16 protein-coding genes are annotated in these 15,720 nt (G+C 67.7%); 6 read left to right on the forward strand and 10 right to left on the reverse strand.

Translation table 11 applies throughout. The features are described from left to right. Positions 1–106 precede the first annotated feature (106 nt). Positions 107–1,144, reverse strand: a complete 1,038-nt coding sequence (locus ACWDV4_RS18610) for an NAD(P)-dependent alcohol dehydrogenase (protein ID WP_449980337.1) — start codon at positions 1,142–1,144, stop codon at positions 107–109. Positions 1,145–1,245: 101 nt separating this feature from the next. Then, the gene (locus ACWDV4_RS18615; RefSeq protein ID WP_449980338.1) at positions 1,246–1,716 is read right to left on the reverse strand and encodes a DUF4334 domain-containing protein; all 471 of its coding nucleotides are present in this window, start codon (positions 1,714–1,716) and stop codon (positions 1,246–1,248) included. Between the two features lie 169 nt (positions 1,717–1,885). On the opposite strand from ACWDV4_RS18615, the gene ACWDV4_RS18620 reads away from it, so the two are divergent. Both ACWDV4_RS18620 and ACWDV4_RS18625 read left to right on the forward strand, forming a co-directional pair. Continuing rightward, positions 1,886–2,767 (forward strand): oxygenase MpaB family protein, encoded by an 882-nt coding sequence (locus ACWDV4_RS18620; RefSeq protein WP_449980340.1) that lies wholly within the window; start codon positions 1,886–1,888, stop codon positions 2,765–2,767. Positions 2,768–2,793: 26 nt separating this feature from the next. Then, the gene (locus tag ACWDV4_RS18625; protein ID WP_449980342.1) at positions 2,794–3,690 is read left to right on the forward strand and encodes a hypothetical protein; all 897 of its coding nucleotides are present in this window, start codon (positions 2,794–2,796) and stop codon (positions 3,688–3,690) included. Positions 3,691–3,998: 308 nt separating this feature from the next. Here the strand turns inward: ACWDV4_RS18625 and ACWDV4_RS18630 are convergent, their stop codons facing one another. The 3 genes from ACWDV4_RS18630 to ACWDV4_RS18640 all read right to left on the reverse strand — a co-directional run bounded on the left by ACWDV4_RS18630 (position 3,999) and on the right by ACWDV4_RS18640 (position 6,756). Further along, entirely contained in the window at positions 3,999–4,787 is a 789-nt protein-coding gene (locus tag ACWDV4_RS18630; RefSeq protein ID WP_449980345.1) for an ABC transporter ATP-binding protein, read from the reverse strand. Positions 4,788–4,813: 26 nt separating this feature from the next. Then, positions 4,814–5,626 carry an ABC transporter permease gene (locus ACWDV4_RS18635; protein WP_449980347.1) on the reverse strand — a complete coding sequence of 271 codons (813 nt, stop codon included), beginning with the start codon at positions 5,624–5,626 and terminating at the stop codon, positions 4,814–4,816. Between the two features lie 113 nt (positions 5,627–5,739). Further along, the gene (locus ACWDV4_RS18640; protein WP_449980350.1) at positions 5,740–6,756 is read right to left on the reverse strand and encodes an ABC transporter substrate-binding protein; all 1,017 of its coding nucleotides are present in this window, start codon (positions 6,754–6,756) and stop codon (positions 5,740–5,742) included. A gap of 430 nt (positions 6,757–7,186) precedes the next feature. Here ACWDV4_RS18640 and ACWDV4_RS18645 point away from each other — a divergent pair, with 430 nt between their 5' ends. The 4 genes from ACWDV4_RS18645 to ACWDV4_RS18660 are packed head-to-tail and all read left to right on the forward strand — an operon-like array spanning position 7,187 to position 10,230. Further along, entirely contained in the window at positions 7,187–7,888 is a 702-nt protein-coding gene (locus tag ACWDV4_RS18645) for a GntR family transcriptional regulator (protein ID WP_449980353.1), read from the forward strand. 37 nt (positions 7,889–7,925) lie between these two features. Next, on the forward strand, positions 7,926–8,861 hold the full coding sequence (locus ACWDV4_RS18650; RefSeq protein WP_449980356.1) for a DUF6282 family protein: 936 nt from the start codon (positions 7,926–7,928) through the stop codon (positions 8,859–8,861). After that, positions 8,858–9,574 (forward strand): PIG-L deacetylase family protein, encoded by a 717-nt coding sequence (locus tag ACWDV4_RS18655; RefSeq protein ID WP_449980359.1) that lies wholly within the window; start codon positions 8,858–8,860, stop codon positions 9,572–9,574. The genes ACWDV4_RS18650 and ACWDV4_RS18655 overlap by 4 nt, the downstream gene beginning before the upstream one ends. Further along, positions 9,571–10,230, forward strand: a complete 660-nt coding sequence (locus tag ACWDV4_RS18660; protein ID WP_449980361.1) for an RraA family protein — start codon at positions 9,571–9,573, stop codon at positions 10,228–10,230. The genes ACWDV4_RS18655 and ACWDV4_RS18660 overlap by 4 nt, the downstream gene beginning before the upstream one ends. 258 nt (positions 10,231–10,488) lie before the next feature. Here the strand turns inward: ACWDV4_RS18660 and ACWDV4_RS18665 are convergent, their stop codons facing one another. From ACWDV4_RS18665 to ACWDV4_RS18685, 5 genes are read right to left on the reverse strand one after another with little or no spacing between them, the layout of a single operon-like run. Continuing rightward, positions 10,489–11,715 carry an enterochelin esterase domain-containing protein gene (locus ACWDV4_RS18665; RefSeq protein ID WP_449980364.1) on the reverse strand — a complete coding sequence of 409 codons (1,227 nt, stop codon included), beginning with the start codon at positions 11,713–11,715 and terminating at the stop codon, positions 10,489–10,491. After that, a complete protein-coding gene (locus tag ACWDV4_RS18670) occupies positions 11,715–12,809 on the reverse strand; it encodes an LLM class flavin-dependent oxidoreductase (protein ID WP_449980367.1) in 1,095 nt (364 codons plus the stop codon). The genes ACWDV4_RS18665 and ACWDV4_RS18670 overlap by 1 nt, the downstream gene beginning before the upstream one ends. Next, positions 12,806–13,609 (reverse strand): ABC transporter ATP-binding protein, encoded by an 804-nt coding sequence (locus tag ACWDV4_RS18675; RefSeq protein ID WP_449980370.1) that lies wholly within the window; start codon positions 13,607–13,609, stop codon positions 12,806–12,808. The genes ACWDV4_RS18670 and ACWDV4_RS18675 overlap by 4 nt, the downstream gene beginning before the upstream one ends. A gap of 15 nt (positions 13,610–13,624) precedes the next feature. After that, positions 13,625–14,677, reverse strand: a complete 1,053-nt coding sequence (locus ACWDV4_RS18680; protein ID WP_449980372.1) for a FecCD family ABC transporter permease — start codon at positions 14,675–14,677, stop codon at positions 13,625–13,627. Further along, positions 14,674–15,693, reverse strand: a complete 1,020-nt coding sequence (locus ACWDV4_RS18685) for a FecCD family ABC transporter permease (protein ID WP_449980374.1) — start codon at positions 15,691–15,693, stop codon at positions 14,674–14,676. Before ACWDV4_RS18685 ends, ACWDV4_RS18680 begins: the two co-directional genes overlap by 4 nt. Positions 15,694–15,720 lie beyond the last annotated feature (27 nt).

Here is a 15,720-nt window from a genome sequence, read left to right on the forward strand (position 1 = left end):
TCAACAGCCCAAAAGGGGTGACAGGGGCCGACGGGTGTCTCCGGCATCGGGCGGCAGACGCCAGGGTGACGCGGCGCGCGCGGCCAACCAGTCGTGGGGCTACCCCTCAGCCAAAGATGAGGACGGGCTTGATCGCAGTGCCGTCAACCATGCCGGCCACGGCGTCACCGATGTTCTCGAAGTCGAAGGTGCTGATGAGCCGATCCAGCGGGAAAAGGCCGCGCTGGTAGAGGTCGACCAGTTCGGGGATGAAGCGCGCCGGGTCTACGTCACCCTCGATCACGCCGTGGACACGGATCCCCTTGCTGAGCAGGCTCATGACGTCGAATGCGACTTCGGCGCCGATGCCGACAAGGGCGAGGTCGCCCCGGGGACGCAGGGCGGTGACGGCCTGCCGGAGCATCTCCGGTCGGCTGGTGGTGTCCACGATGTGGTGTGCGCCGCCGCCGGTAAAGTCGAGCACGGTTCTGACGAGGTCATCGGCCGCTCTCGGGTTCAGGGCTGCCTTGGCGCCGAGCTCAGTGGCCAGGGCGCGTCGTGAGGCGACCGGCTCGATGACGATGACAGGGTCGCAGCCCAGAACGATCGCGGCCATCAGCGCACTGAGTCCGACCCCGCCAGCGCCGATAACAACCAGGGAGCTTCCCGGCTCCGGGCGCAGACGGTTGAATACCGTGCCCGCCCCCGTCTGCACACCGCAGCCCAACGGCGCGGCAACGACGGCCGGCAGGTCGGCAGGGACCCGGATGGTGTTGCGCTCATGGGCGAGCGCGAACGTGGCAAAGCTGGACTGACCGAAGAACATGCCGTGTACGGGGGCCCCGTCGCGAGACAGCGGGGTGGTGCCGTCACCACGGCCACCGGACGTGTTCAAAACCTGCTGGGAATGGCAATAGGCCGGGTGACCAGCCGTGCACTGCTCACACAGACCGCAGCTGTTGAAGGTCAGGCAGACGTGATCACCCGGCGCGAGACCGGTCACTTCCGCACCGACCGCCTCGACCACACCCGCCCCCTCATGGCCGAAGACCATGGGAGTACGGCGCCGGGGCCAGATCGCCTGCATGCTGAGGTCGGTGTGGCACAGGCCGGCGGCGGCGATCCTGACCAGCACCTCGTGCGGCCGTGGCGCTTCGAGATCCACGTCCTGGACGACAAACGGTCCACCCGGGGTATCGGTGACGGCTGCTCGGATCTGCATGACCAACTCCTCCGTACGACCGAACGCAGGCGATGCGCTCGAACTCAGGCGACGCGCTCGAGAACGAAGTAGAAGAAAGGTCCGTCGGCGGAGAAGTTCTTGCCGTTCATGATCCCCATGAGCGTGTCTTCGTCGACTCGCTTGAAGTGGTCGAAGACCGGTTGGCCGTCGTAGACCATCGTCGCGGTCGACTCGCCACGAAACTCGACGGTCCACAGACTGGCCTCGCCCTTGCCGAGCACGGTGTTGGAGTACAGCTCGCCCTTGTCGTTTCGGCAAATCAGCGGCTTGACGTCCTTGAGGGTGACGAAGGTCTTGCCATACCACCTCACCTGGTCCAGCTGCCCGTTGATGGGGTGACCCGTGTCGAACTCGCTGCCCTTCCACTCGCCGAGGATTGCTTCGGGGCGGACCGTCTCCAACGCGGCCCAGATCTCGTCGAGTTCGGATGCGGAAACCTGGCCATCCTGTTGACGCAGCTCAGCGAAGCGGGCCCGGGCCTTGCTCGCATCCATGATGGATTCCTCTCGCCGTACGCCGGGGTGGGTGCCCCCGCTGACAGGATAGACAGCGATCATCAGAACGCCGCAAGGCCGAAGAACCGCGGGGACAAAGATTCGGACAGGACCACCTGGTCTTGACACGAGCTGCAGCGTCGCCGAGTCTGCTTGTGAGGTGGTCACGATGGCTGGCAGCAGTCGGTACCGCTGGTTGCGTCGTATCGAGGCGCTCGATCCGGTACGCGACCATCACGAAATCTATCGGCTCTCGATCGGGTACGAGTTCCCCTTCGACTACCAGCGGGCGCTGGAGCTGGCGTTGCTCCGCACGTACTGCGTGCCGAGCATCTCCGCGCTGCTCGACGCGACCGGCGAATTCCGGCTCCGCGCGCAGCAGAGGTACGACGACACCGCGTTGCTGATGGCGGAGATGGCGGAGCACGGGTACGACTCGCCGCGCGGCAAGCAGGCGCTGCGGGTCATCAACCGGGCGCACGGCCGGTACGTGATCTCCAACGACGACATGCGCTACGTGCTGTCCACGTTCGTGTACGAGCCGATCGACTGGCTGGACCGGTTCGGCTGGCGTCGGCTGCACGTGCACGAGCGGCTGGCCGCCTTCCACTACTACCGGGCCGTCGGTGCGCGGATGGGCATCCGCGACGTGCCGGAGGACTTCGATGCGTTCTGGGACTTCAAGCGCGAGTACGAGCGCGCCACGTTCCGCTACTCCCCCACCAACCAGCGAATCGGCACCTACACGCTGGACCTGTTCGGCTCGTGGTACCCGAAACCGTTGCGCGGCGTCGCACGGATCGGCGTACTCGCGATGCTTCCCGCCGAGCTACGCACCGCCTTCGGGTTCCCGGCCGCGCCGCGCATCATGTCCGCAATGGTCAGTGGTGCATTGCGCGCTCGAGCCGCAGTGGTGCGGCTGTTGCCGCCGCGTACCAGCAGCCAGTTGACCCAGTCACCACGCAACCGCACCTACCCCGGCTACCCCAACGGATACCAGCCCACAGATCTGGGTGCGCCACCAGCGCCACCCGACCTCCACCCGATATAGCTGGCCCACCCAGTACGCTCGCCGCTGTGACTGACGCGCCAACAATCGGCAGCGATGACGAGGCACCCCGTACAGCGCTGATGGAACGGGTGCTGGCCGAGGCTGCTGAAGTGCTGATCATCGAGGCGTCCGCTGACGAACTCGACCGACCCGATGCCGCACGGACTACGGTTTCGGGCAGGGAGATTGCCGAACTGGCTCCCCTGCTGGCTGTCGTTGACGGCGGTACCGGAGATTGCTGTCGATGCATGGGATGGCCGACGATTCTCGTGTCGGATGCCGCCGGCCACGAAATCGCCCGCTGGACGCTGCATCATCAGACCCACATCAGCGGCCTCGGAAGCTGCGATGCGCAACTCCGTGACGGGCCTGGCCTGACCGACTGGCTGGCTGACCGAGGCCTGCCCGAATCGCGCGAGGTCCAGCAGATGCTGGCCCACCAAGCGGCTGAGGAAGAGGCGCGTCGCCTCCAGTGGGTAAAGGCCGCGCCGCCGGCCCTTGCCGAGGCCGCCGAGGCCGCGTCGCGCCGAGAAGCCGGCGCAGAGGAGGGTCTCGCCGACCTCGCAGCCCGGCGATACGCCGACCCCATCGAACGCATCCGAACGCTGCTGGCGTGGGCTGGCTTCCCACCTCGCCACACGACCACGATGGGTGGCACGCCGTGGTACGAACTGGCACCCCAGCGCATGCTGCTGACCGAGCCGACCGAGGCTATCTTCGACGCGTTGGCGTCGGCGACGCTGACGTCGGGCCAGCTCGACGGTGCCGCAGAGCTGTTCACATCCCTGGAGTGGGCTGGTTCGCAGCGCCCCGACATCCCCGAATCGCTGAGGTCCGTGTTGATCGCGCACGTGACGGCAACCGGGACCGAGCCAATGAAGTTCCGCATGCGCCACGGGTACGGAACCGAGCGGTCAGACTGACACAGCTGCCCCTGACATCGAGCACCGATTCCGGCTGATGGCGCAGGGACCTTGTCTGCTGTTGGTGAATGACCCCCCGCCTCAACCACGACCTGCCCCACCGTCGCTGCCTCGCCACGCGCCTCGGGTGATGCTTGGGGCACCAGGTGTGACGTACCCACGCCCGGCGGGCCCGCTGCTGATGACCATCGGGCGGTGGCGGCACCCTGGCCGCCACCGCCCGACGATGGCGACTGCTCGCCACCGCGCTGCCCGCCTCGAGCCGCTGGTCGTGGCGCCTGCATTGCCTCGTCTGAGAGGTCCTTACCTCAGTGAGCCGCGACCTTCTCCTTCTCCGGCACGGAGCTGACCCCGAGTAGCAGTTGGTGCAGTTCTGCGGAGCAGTCGGCGACCTGGTCCATGTGGGCGTTGTGCCCGAAGGATCGGGGCCGTGGGATGTCGATGTCGACGAGCTGTTGTAGCCGACCAGGCCGGGCGCTCAGCACCGCCACCCGGTCAGCCAACAGGATGGCCTCCTGGATGGAGTGGGTCACGAAAACGACGGTCGTGCCCAGGTCCATGTGGATGCGCTGCAACTCGGCCGCCAGTTCTTCCCGGGTCAGCGCGTCGAGTGCCGAGAACGGCTCGTCCATCAGCAGGACTTTTGGCCGCTGGATGAGCGCCCGGCAGAGCGAGACCCGCTGCTGCATGCCGCCGGAGAGTTCGTGAGGAAGGCGCTTGGCGAATCCGTCGAGCCCGGTCATCTCCAGCAGACGCATCGCGTGATCGCGATGCGCTGACCGCTGCCACCCGAATATCTCCACGGGCAGCAACACGTTGCTCAGAACCGTCCGCCAGGGCAGCAGCGCCGGGCGTTGGAACATCATGGCGACGTCACGGCGAGGTCGGGTCACCGGCTCGCCACCGACCCGGACGTCACCCTCGGACTGCGGGAGCAGTCCAGCAATGAGCCGCAGCAGGGTGGACTTGCCGCATCCGGAACGGCCGATCACGGCCATGAACTCGCCGTCGTGGATGTTGAGATTGATGTTTCGTAGTGCCTCGACGGTACCGGTTCGACCCTTGAACGTCCGTGACACTCCAGTAAGATTGATCATTACACTCCTATAGTTCTGCGCGCCGGTCACGATGAGATCGCTCGGGCCCACGGCACGAGGATCCGCTCAAGTGCCCCCACGAGGTAGAACAGGGCGCCGCCCATGATGGCGAGCAGGGCCAGTGCAGCGAAGGCAAGCGGCGTATCGGCGGACTGGCCGGAGCTGACAACGACCGAGCCGAGGCCCCGGTCGGGCTGGATCACCTCACCGATGATCGCGCCGACGATGGCCAGTGAGGTCGCCACCTTCAGGCCCACGAAGACCTGCGGCAGGGCCCAGCGGAGGCGGACCTTCACAAAGGTTTGCCACCATGAGGCGGCAAGCGAGCTGGCTAGCTCGCTCAGATCTTTCGGAATCGTGGTGAGGCCGGCCATGGCGGAGACCAGGATCGGGAAGAAGCAGAGCAGGACGACCATCACGATCTTGGGTTGGGTGCCGAACCCGATCCAGACCAGGAGAAGGGGCGCGAGCGCCACCTTCGGTACTGCGTTGATTCCGGCTATGAGCGGTAGGGTCATCCGTTCAACCGGCCGAAAGGCGGCTAGCACGATCGCAAGGATCAGTCCGCCAACTGCGGCAATACCGAAGCCGATGAGCGTCTCCAGGAGGGTCACCCAGGCTTCCCCGAGTAGATAGTCGGGCAGGCGGAGGAAAGCGTCGACGACATCGGGTGGGGCGGGCAGGAAGAATGGGTCGATGTTGAAGGCTATCGTGGCCAGCCACCAGAGAGCGATCGCCAGCACCGTGCCCAGCAGAGGCAGCCCGGCGTTCGACCATAAGTGTGATGACTTGGAGGTAGATTGTTCGTCAGTCAAGGTGGCTTCCTCGGTGCAGGTCATATAGGAGGGGTTCGGCGACGCAGTGCGGCGAAGTGCCCGAATCCAGCGTGACGAAACGGCACCGTTCGTGGCGGCCGTTCCGTCACGCTGGATTCGGACGGTTGCGGTCCTCGTCAGCCCTTGGAGATAAAGCTGCTGTCGACAACGTCCGCTGGGTTCAGGCCATTCGGGATCACGCCGGCACCCTGCAGGATGGCGATTGACCGCGATACCCGCGTCTCATCCATAGATCCGAGCGGAGCTCCGCCGGCCGGTGACACGTACGGGGCCATCGCCTCAATCTCACCCACGCCCGCCGCTACGGTGTAGGTCGGCTTCACCTTGTTCAGGATCGTCGCTGCCTCCTGCGGGTTCTTGACGCTGTACTCCAGTCCCTTGAGGATCGCGGAGGTGAAACGCTTGACCAGGTCCGGGTCCTGCTTGATCAGTGCCGGGGTGGTGATGATGGCGTTGCCAAAGAGGTCCCGGAGGTAGTCGCTGTACGGCAACACGACGACCTCCTTCTTCGTGGCCGTCGCCAGTGCGTTACGACTGAGCAGGAAGGTACCGAGCGCATCCACCTGACGGTTGGCCATCAGACCGTTCAGCGCGGTGGTCTGCGCGCCTTGGATCTTGACCGACGCGGGGTCAATTCCAGCCAACCTGGCATAGGCCGGGAAGAGCAGCTCGGTGACCGAGCCCGCACCGGTGGCCATCGTCTTGCCCGCGAGGTCCTTCGGCGCGCTGATACCCGTGTCCTTCGTGGTCATTACGGCAACGAGCGTCTGCTGGTGTACAGCCGCAATCGCCCGCCAGTCGGTGAACTCGCCCTTGCCCGCCTGGATTACCGCGCCGGTGAAGTCGAGCGCACCGAACTGAACCTGACCAGCCTTGAGTGCGGTCAGGTTCGGGACGTTACCCGAACCTTCCTTCACCTCCACGTCAATGCCGACCTCTTTGAAGAAGCCCTTTTCCTTTGCCACCCAGACAAAGGCATCCCGACCGACAGCACCGAAGGCCGTAATGTACGCAACCTTATCGACCTCATTGGAGTCCTTGCCATCGCCGTCTGAGCCGCTGCAGCCGCTCACGGCCACGAGGGCCGCAGCGAGAACCGCAGCTGCCAGCACTCGAGAACGCTTGATCATCATTTCTCCAGCTTTTAGAGGAGGGTTTGAGAAGCGGGCGCCAGAGGACGCCCAAGCGTGGCGGGGTAGAGACCATCACTGATCACCGGTCGTGGACTGTAGAGGATTCACGCCGCACTGTCACCGCCTAGATTTGGCCGATCTGGGCCGAGATTTGGCTGATCTGAGCCCCGACAGAGCGAACGTTCCGCTCTTTCCGCAGCTCAACGGCGTGTTGACAACCGGATCTCCGGCAACGATCCTGTCTACAAGATTGTTCAAAATCTGCAAGACAATCTTGTGCAGGACGGTGTCCGGGGGGCGGGGATGCGGCAGGGTTGCCGCGACACCAGGCAGTCCAAAGTGGGCAATCTCACTGCACGAGGTCTGGCATCCAATCAGTTCGGGCTCGGCAAGCCGTGCCCGGTGACACGGGGAATCGGTGACCGTAGCCATGGGTACTTCGCCACGACGTCCGGCAGGCACCTCTGCCGAGGAGACGTACGAGCGCCTGCGCCAGGCGATCCACAGTGGCGAACTCGTACCTAACGAACGGCTCGTCGAGGCCACATTGGCCGACAGGCTCCAGGTCACCCGTGGGGTGGTGCGCACCGCGCTGATCCGGCTCACCCAGGATGGCCTGGTCGTTCGCACCCCCAACCGCGGGGCACATGTACGGATGTTCACCGAAGCCGAGGCAGTCGAGATCCTCCAGGTGCGTGCCGCCCTGGAAGCGGTGACGGCGCGGCAGGCGGCGCTGAACGCGACCGCCCAGGAGATCGCCACAATCCGGCAGCAACTGGACCAGATGACTCTGAAGCTCAAGCAGGACGACCTGCTCGGCTATTCGGAGGGCAATGCCAAGCTACACGCGGCGATCACCGCAGCCGCCCGACACAAGACCGCAGCGCAGCTCATCGCCGGACTGCGTGCACAACTCGTCCGGTTTCAGTTCCGTACGATCCTGGTCGCCGGCCGGCCAGCCCAGTCGCTCGCGGAGCACACCGCGATCGTGGAGGCCATCGCCCGCCGCGATCCCGACGCCGCCGAAACCGCGATGCGCCAGCATCTTCTTGGCGTCGTATCCGCCCTGGACAATACCGCGACGGCGGTCCGGCACCGGTTCTGTCCCGTCGACGCAACCCACGCGGCTTGAGTCGAGCGTCACCTCACCAGCCCATCCAAGGAGCAGCATGACAAATCATCCCGTCCCATCGCCGCGCGCCCGTGCCCTGGTCACCGGGGCGTACGACACCCACGTACACATCGCACCCGACGTGATGGAACGCCGGATCGACGATCTCGACCTGGCACAACGGTTCGCCGAGGTCGGACTCGCTGGCTTCGTCCTGAAGTCACATTACGTGGCGACCGCTGAGCGCGCGGCCGTGGTCCGCAAGGTAAGGCCCGACGTGGACGTGCTCGGCGCGGTCACCCTGAACGGATCGATGGGCGGCATGAACCCGGCCGCGGTCGAGATCGCGGGCCGGCAGGGCGCGCGGATCGTCTGGATGCCCACCGTCGACTCGGGCAACCAACGCCGCAGCAGCGCCACCGACCTGCCCGGCGCCAAACCGGCGATGTGGGGAGCGCTTCAGGCCGACCTGCACGCCCAGGGCATCGTGCCGGCTGTTGTCGAGGTCATCGACGAGGAGGGCCAAGTACTCCACCAGGTGCGGCAAGTGCTGCGGGTCATGGCCCGGCACGACCTGGTGCTCGCTACCGGACACCTGAACGGCAACGAGATCCTCGCCGTCGTCCGGGCCGCGAAAGAGGAGGGCGTACGCCGAATCATCGTCACCCATCCCGAGTTCACCTCACAGCGCCTGCCCGTGCAGGAACAACGGGAGCTGGCCGAGGCAGGCGCTCTGCTGGAACGGTGCTTCACCACGGCATACACCGGAAAGGTGGCCTGGGACGACCTGTTCACCAACATCCGGCAGGTTGGCCCCGAACACTCGATCCTCTCCAGCGACCTGGGACAACCATTCAACCCGCCAGTCGAAGACGGTCTTGCGCTCTTCGCCGACCGTCTGCTGGACGCCGGCTTCAGCGAGCAGGAGATCCACACCATGGCAGTGGTCAACTCCCGGCACGTCGCGGCGGCGAAGGCGGAGGTGTCGGCATGAGTAAGCGCAGGCTGCTGGTGGTCGGGGCACACAGCGCGGACTTCGTCTGGCGGGCGGCCGGCGCGGTCGCCAAGCACACCTCCACCGGTGGGGAGGCCCTCGTGCTGGCCCTTTCTTACGGCGAACGGGGCGAGTCCGGCGAGCTTTGGAAAGACCCGAACCAGACGGTCGAAAACGTCAAGCGGATTCGGCACGCCGAGGCAGAGCAGGCCGCGATCGCCGTGGGCGCCAAGTTCGAGGCCTTCGATCTGGGCGACTACCCCCTGCGTATCGGGAATGAGGACATCGACCGGCTGGCCGAGCTGATGCGGGACTACGCCCCTCACGTGATACTCACCCACCCGGACCGGGACCCGTTCAATCCGGATCACCCGGCTGCGCACGCCGCGGTGGCGACCGCCCGGCAGCTCACCGCCGGTGCCGGTGTCGCCAGTGGCTTCAAGACCGCACCGCCATCGGAATTCCTGGTCTTCGAACCACACCAGCCCGAGCTGTGCGGCTTCACCCCCACCGTCTTCGTCGACATCACCGAGGTGATGCCGGCCAAGCAGGAGGCAATGGCCGCGATGGGTGCCCAGGGCTACCTGCGTGAGTACTACACCCAGCGGGCCGAGCAACGCGGCAACCACGCCCGTCGGGTCAGCGGCGACACCGCCATCCGACAGGCCGAGGCGTTCCAGCGGCTGATCCCGAATGTGGTCGGTGCGCTGTGAGCACCACTCCGGATAGCACCGCGATCGACCCTGACGCCCTTGCCGTGCTGGTCGCCGGCGGCGTCGCCACCGTATACGAGGCGTCCGGGCGGCTCGGCCTGATCGACGTGGAACTGTCGCAGATCGTGCCGCACACCCGAGTCGCCGGCCCGGCCCGTACGGTCCAATGCGGACAGGGCGACAACCGAGCCGTACACGAGGCCATGACGGCGCTCCGGCCAGGCGAGGTGCTGGTCCTCACCATGCCCGATCCCGCACCGGTCGCACTGGTCGGCGAACTGCTGGCAACGCAGGCCAAGGTGGCGGGCGCCGTTGGCGTGCTGATCGACGCGGCGGTCCGGGACGTGGATGAGCTGCGTGAGCTTGGCCTGCCAATCTGGGCCCGCTGGTGCCGCGTACGTGGAGCGACCAAGCAGGAGCGCGGCTCGCTCGACGTGGCAGTACGGGTAGGCGGGGCCACCATCAACCCCGGCGACATCGTGCTACTCGACGCCGACGGCGCAGTGGTCGTCGACAGGAACAGCCTCACGACGGTGGCTGCGGCGACCAAGGCCCGAATCGAGAAGGAAACGGGACTGCGAGCCCGCTTCGAGGCCGGCGAACTGAGCTACGACCTGCACGGAATGCGGGCAGCGGACGAGTCCGCCGCCCGCTGAATCAGCAGGGACGCTCACCGACGGCGACCCCCGCATCGAGCGGCACATTGTGCTCACCCCGGGAAACTGTCCGTGGATATGCCCGGGCCTCCAGACGCGTTCGTCTGGAGGCCCGGCTCGGTGCATGTGCGGAATGGTCAGTGGTGGGCGCGGACGGCCGGCTTCTGGCGGGACAGGAACGCGACCACCGGCATGCCGGCTGCGACACCCGGTCTTCCACTGGCCAGAAAGCGGGCTTTCTCGTGTGGTCAGCGAGCTTCAGGATCGGATCCGTTGCCGGGGCCGGCCGAGCAGGTCCGCGACGCCGTCCTCCCAGAACCCGCGCCAACACGCCATGTCGTGCCCGCCCTGAAACTCGCGGTACGTCACGGTGTGCGGGCTGCTCGCGAGCACCTCGCGCAGCCGCCGGTGTGGCTCCAGGAGCGTCCCCTCGAACGTGCCCACCGTGAGGAACAGGTGCACAGGAGCTGCCGTCGCGGCGCGGTCGCGCATGTCGTACTGCCACAGCGACGCCGACTGGCTGAGCGCGCACCCCACCACCTCCGGATGGTCGAACGCCGTCTTCAGCGCCGTCAGTCCGCCCAGGCTCTCCCCCGTCACCACGACGTCGCGCGGATCGGCGCTCACTGGGATCCGATCGCGCAGCCACGGCAGCAGACTCGTGGCTATCTCGTCACTCATGGTGCCGTCGATGCTGAGGTCGGACATCCGCCGCGGCGAGGTGGCACCGGTCGCCACCATCGCGACGAACGGTGCGCGGATCGTTCCCGTCGCACCGAGCCGGTCGGCGGCGGCCGCCGCGTAACCGGAGGCCTGCCACACCTCCCCATCGAGCGCGACGACCAGCGGCCGGGGCGTGCCGTCGTCGTCGATCGGCGGGGACAGCCACACGGTACGACCGGAGGGCGCGACCAGACGCTGGGTACGGGGAGACGGTCCGGCTACGGGAACCGCCTGTCTCGGCGCGGCGTCGAGCGCCACCACGGACGCGATCGTGTCGACGTGGGTACGGGTACTCGCCGGGTTGCGGGGATCGACGACGCCCTGCTCGCGGATGGTGCGCATCGCCCACTGGGGTTGCTGCTCATGCAGCGCGCGGTCCCCCGCCGCATCGGTCTCGAGCATCGTGTACGACCCACGCCAGTCGGCGGGGAGCCGGAAGGTGGCGTGCCATATGTCGGTGCCGGGCACCCGCTCCAACCGGCTGTCGTCGAGGTCGTGCGTCACCCGGTTGATGGTCACGTAGACGGCGACCGCATCGGCGGAACGCCACAGGAACGTCACCCGACGCTCGCCGTCGCCAGCCTCCTCGACCATGGGCGTGCGCCGCCCGATGGTCTCCCAGAACTCGGCCGTCGAGTTGCCCGTCACCAGCCGGGTGACGAGCCGGCTCGTCGTACGACGCGACGGCGGTCTCGGCGGCGCGGGCGGCATCGGATGCGGCGCGGGCGGCATGGGACGTATCGCGGGCGGCATCGGGTGCATCAGCTCTCCTCCGCCAGGTGCATACGCAGCGTCGTACCGCGATATGCGGTGCGGAACCGTCCGGCGGCCGCGAGGGCGGGGACCACCTCCGACGTGAACAGGTGCAGCGAACCCCACCACGCCGCAGGCAGGGCGATCACGCCGTCGATCGCGCCAGCGTCGGCGCGACGGAGGATCTCGTCCACGGCGTCCTGCGGGGTGCCGACGATCGTCCAGTGCTGGACATGCGTCGGCGACGTACCCGGCTGGTTTTCGTTCGCCAGTTCCTCGGCCTGTGCGCGTGTCGGCGCGAGGCACAGCGAGACACCGGGCAACACCAGCGGGGCGCGCTCCCGTCCGGCGGTCTGCGCCCCGGCGTGCAGCCGCCCACGTAGGGCGATACCGTCCGACGCCTCGGCCGTCATGGCGAACACGGCGTCGGCGTAGCGTGCCGCGAACTCCACCGATGCCGGCGAGCCGCCTGCGTGCAGCATCGGCAGTGGCTCGTCCGAGAGTGCCGGTACGCCGAGCGGACCGGCCGATGCGTACCGTCCGCGCGGTGGCACCGGCGACAGTGCCGCCGGATCGGCGAACACGCCCGTCTCCCGGTCGTGGCGCAGCGCCCGCGCGGGAAACGACTGCCGCAGGCCCTCGACGACGGTCACGAAGTCGACCGCGTTCGCGTACCGGTCCTCCGGCGCGTCCCGGTCGGCGAAGTTCTCGCTGCCGCCGAGCGAGGTCACGACGTTCCACCCCGCTCGTCCCGCGCTCAGCCGATCCAGCGACTGTAGTTGTCGGGCGGTGGTGAACGGGTGCGCGAAGGTCGACGACACGGTGGGTACCAACCCGATCCGCGTCGTCTCGCGCACGAGCGCGGTCATGAGCATCGTCGAGTCCAGCGCGCTGAACCCCAGGCCGTGCTCCACCGATGCCGGATCGAGCGTGAGGGCGTCCGGCTTGAACAGGAAGTCCAGGTGCGCCGCTTCCGCCGCCCGGGCGGCTTCGACGAAGAAGTCGGCGGTGAACAGGTCTTCGACCCGGCTGTCCGGCCGCCGCCACGCGTGGCCGCGCAACCAGGTTGGCGACAACGACAGGCCGATGTGCAGCAGGGTCATGCGTCCCCGTCCCGGGCGGTGATCGGGATGATCAGGGGCGTGCCGAAGACCGGGTCGGTGATGATGCGCGCCTCCAGCCGGAACACGTCGCGCAGCAACTCCTCGGTGAACACCTCGCTCGGGGTGCCGGTAGCCGCCACCGCTCCGTCGCGCATCACGATGAGGTGGTCGGCGAAGCGCGCCGCCTGGTTCAGGTCGTGCAGCACCAGCACCAGGGTGCGGCCCTCCTCGCGGTTGAGCCGCCGACACAGCTCAAGCACCTCGAGTTGGTGCGAGATGTCCAGGTAGGTGGTGGGCTCGTCCAGGAGCATCACCGGGGTGTCCTGGGCGAGCAGCATCGCGATCCACACCCGCTGCCGTTGACCGCCCGAGAGTTCCTCGACGGTGCGGTCCGCCAGCTCCGTCACCCCCGTGGCCGCCATCGCCCGTTTCACCGCAGCCTCGTCGTCCTGGCTCCACTGCTGCAGCATCCGCTGGTGCGGGAACCGGCCGCGTCCCACAAGGTCGGCGACGGTGATGCCGAACGGCGCAACGGACGACTGTGGCAGCAGCCCGAGTCGGCGGGCCAGTTCCTTCGGCGCCAGGCGCTGTACGTCCTGGCCGTGCAGCAGGACCTTCCCGGAGCTGGGACGCAGTAGCCGCGCGAGCGCGCGCAGCAGCGTGGACTTGCCGCACGCGTTCGGGCCGAGGATCACGGTGACTGCGCCGTCCGGGATCGGCACGTCGAGGTCGTGCGCGACCTGACGCGACTCGTACGCGAGCGTCAGGTGGGACGCTTCGAGGGCGGGAGCAGACGTCATGGCTTCCTTCACGGGTCAGACCTGCTTGGAGCGGGTCAGCATCCAGATGAGGTAGAGGCCGCCGATGATGCCGGTCATCCGGCCGATCGGGACGGCAGCGGTGATGGGCAGCATGCGCGTGACCACGTCGGCAAGCACCAGCAGGCACGCCCCCATCGCGGCGGCGCTGAGCACCGGCATGGTGCGCCCCCGGGTGAGTCGCACCACGAGCTGGGGCGCGGCCAGCGCGATGAACGAGATCGGCCCGGCCGCTGCGGTCGCGAGTCCGGTGAGGGCCACCGCGGCGAGCATCAGCAGTAGCCGGGTGCGCTCCACCCGTACGCCGAGTTGCTGCGCGATGTCGTCGCCCATCTCCATGAGTGACGCCCGGCGGGCGAGCGGCACCACCAGCGGCACGAGTACGAGCGTGCCGACCGCGACTGGCAGCGCGTGCGTCCAGGTGCGCGCATCGAGCGACCCGGACCGCCACAGGTTGGCCGAGATCGCCTGGTCCAGGTCGCCGACCACGAGCAGCAGGTCGTTCACCGCGGCAAGCACGGCACTCACGCCGATGCCCACCAGGATCAGCCGGTAGCCGCCGGTGACGCCGCCCTTGCGGGAGAGCAGGTACACGACCGCCGCGGTGAGCAGGCCACCCGATACCGCACCCAACGCCACCTGTACGGCTTCGGCGTCGAACACCACGATCTGCACGATCGCCCCGGTGGCGGCACCGGTGGTGAAGCCGATGACGTCGGGCGAACCGAGCGCGTTACGCGAGACCGATTGGAAGATCGCGCCGGCAACGCCCAGTGCCGCCCCGGCGAAGATCGCGGTAACCACGCGCGGCAGCCGCAGGTTCTGCACGATCCGGTCATACTGCGGGTTGCCGGAGGTGCCGAACATCGCGGCAGCCACCTCGCTGAACGACAGGCGCAGCGTGCCGACCGTCATCGCCACGACTCCCAGGGCCACGGTGGCCAGCAGCAGGACCACGGTGACCGTCACCAGCCGTGGTGAGATCACCAGTGAGAGCTTGCCCGCCCGCCAGATCTGCCGCTCGCGGGCGCGTCGACGCTGCGTCTTCACAGTTGCACCATCCGACGTCGACGCACCAGCAGGACGAAGAACGGTCCGCCCAGGATCGCGACCATGATCCCCACGCTGACTTCGCCGTTCTGCGGGATGATGCGGCCGAGGGCGTCGGCCACGACGATGAGCACGGCGGCGATCAGGCCCGCGTACGGCAGCACCCAGCGATGGTCGACGCCGACCAGGAGTCGCGCGAGGTGCGGCGCGGCCAGGCCCAGGAACGTGATCGGCCCGGCTGCTGCCGTGGCGGCACCGGCGAGCACGATGACGACCACTCCCGCCAGCGCCCACACCCGGTTGGGGTTTGCGCCCAGCGATCGACTGAGGTCCTCGCCGAGCATCGCCGAGTCGAGCGGACGGGCGAGCACAAAGGCGGAGGCGAGCCCGACTGCGGCGAGTACGCCGACGGCGACGAGCACGTCGGTGCCGCGGCCGGCGAGCGAGCCGACCATCCAGTGCCGGTAGCGGTCGAACACCTGCTCGTCGCTGTTGACCAGCAGGATCTGGGTGAGCGCCATCAGGACGACGGTGAGTGCTGCCCCGGCGAGCACCAACCGCACCGGGTTGGTGCCGGCGCGTACGCCGCCGAGCAGGTAGACGACGGCTCCGGCGAGCCCCGCACCGATGATGCCGAGCCACATGTAGCCGGACGGGTTGGTGATGCCGAAGAAAGCGATGCCGGCGGCGATGGTGGCCATCGCCCCGGCGTTGACGCCCAGCAGGCCCGGTTCGGCGAGCGGGTTCCGGGTGAGGGCCTGCATGATCGTGCCGGCGACGCCCAGGCTGATACCGACCACGACGCCCAGCAGGGCGCGTGGGATGCGCTGATGGACGACGAGCAGGTGCTCCGAGTTCGTCGGGTCGAACGCGAAGACGGCCTGCCAGGTGGTGGCAAGCGAGATGTCCCGGGTGCCGACGGCCATGCTGACGAAGACGCCGATCACGAGTACGACCGTCAGCACAACCAGTCCGGCGCTGCGGTGCCGCAGGCGCGGGGTGGGGGTGGCTCTCATGCAGTGGGGGTGGCTTTCCTGAAGATG

The sequence above is a fragment of the Micromonospora sp. NPDC003197 genome (assembly GCF_053590565.1).

What these genes read in the sequence shown, in the direction of transcription:
- ACWDV4_RS18650 (WP_449980356.1), top strand. Translation starts at nt 7,926, where the DNA reads ATGACAAATCATCCCGTCCCATCGCCGCGCGCCCGTGCCCTGGTCACC.
- ACWDV4_RS18620 (WP_449980340.1), top strand. Translation starts at nt 1,886, where the DNA reads ATGGCTGGCAGCAGTCGGTACCGCTGGTTGCGTCGTATCGAGGCGCTC.
- ACWDV4_RS18615 (WP_449980338.1), bottom strand. Translation starts at nt 1,716, where the DNA reads ATGGATGCGAGCAAGGCCCGGGCCCGCTTCGCTGAGCTGCGTCAACAG.
- ACWDV4_RS18670 (WP_449980367.1), bottom strand. Translation starts at nt 12,809, where the DNA reads ATGACCCTGCTGCACATCGGCCTGTCGTTGTCGCCAACCTGGTTGCGC.
- ACWDV4_RS18635 (WP_449980347.1), bottom strand. Translation starts at nt 5,626, where the DNA reads ATGACCTGCACCGAGGAAGCCACCTTGACTGACGAACAATCTACCTCC.
- ACWDV4_RS18665 (WP_449980364.1), bottom strand. Translation starts at nt 11,715, where the DNA reads ATGCACCCGATGCCGCCCGCGATACGTCCCATGCCGCCCGCGCCGCAT.
- ACWDV4_RS18675 (WP_449980370.1), bottom strand. Translation starts at nt 13,609, where the DNA reads ATGACGTCTGCTCCCGCCCTCGAAGCGTCCCACCTGACGCTCGCGTAC.
- ACWDV4_RS18655 (WP_449980359.1), top strand. Translation starts at nt 8,858, where the DNA reads ATGAGTAAGCGCAGGCTGCTGGTGGTCGGGGCACACAGCGCGGACTTC.
- ACWDV4_RS18640 (WP_449980350.1), bottom strand. Translation starts at nt 6,756, where the DNA reads ATGATGATCAAGCGTTCTCGAGTGCTGGCAGCTGCGGTTCTCGCTGCG.
- ACWDV4_RS18685 (WP_449980374.1), bottom strand. Translation starts at nt 15,693, where the DNA reads ATGAGAGCCACCCCCACCCCGCGCCTGCGGCACCGCAGCGCCGGACTG.
- ACWDV4_RS18645 (WP_449980353.1), top strand. Translation starts at nt 7,187, where the DNA reads ATGGGTACTTCGCCACGACGTCCGGCAGGCACCTCTGCCGAGGAGACG.
- ACWDV4_RS18630 (WP_449980345.1), bottom strand. Translation starts at nt 4,787, where the DNA reads ATGATCAATCTTACTGGAGTGTCACGGACGTTCAAGGGTCGAACCGGT.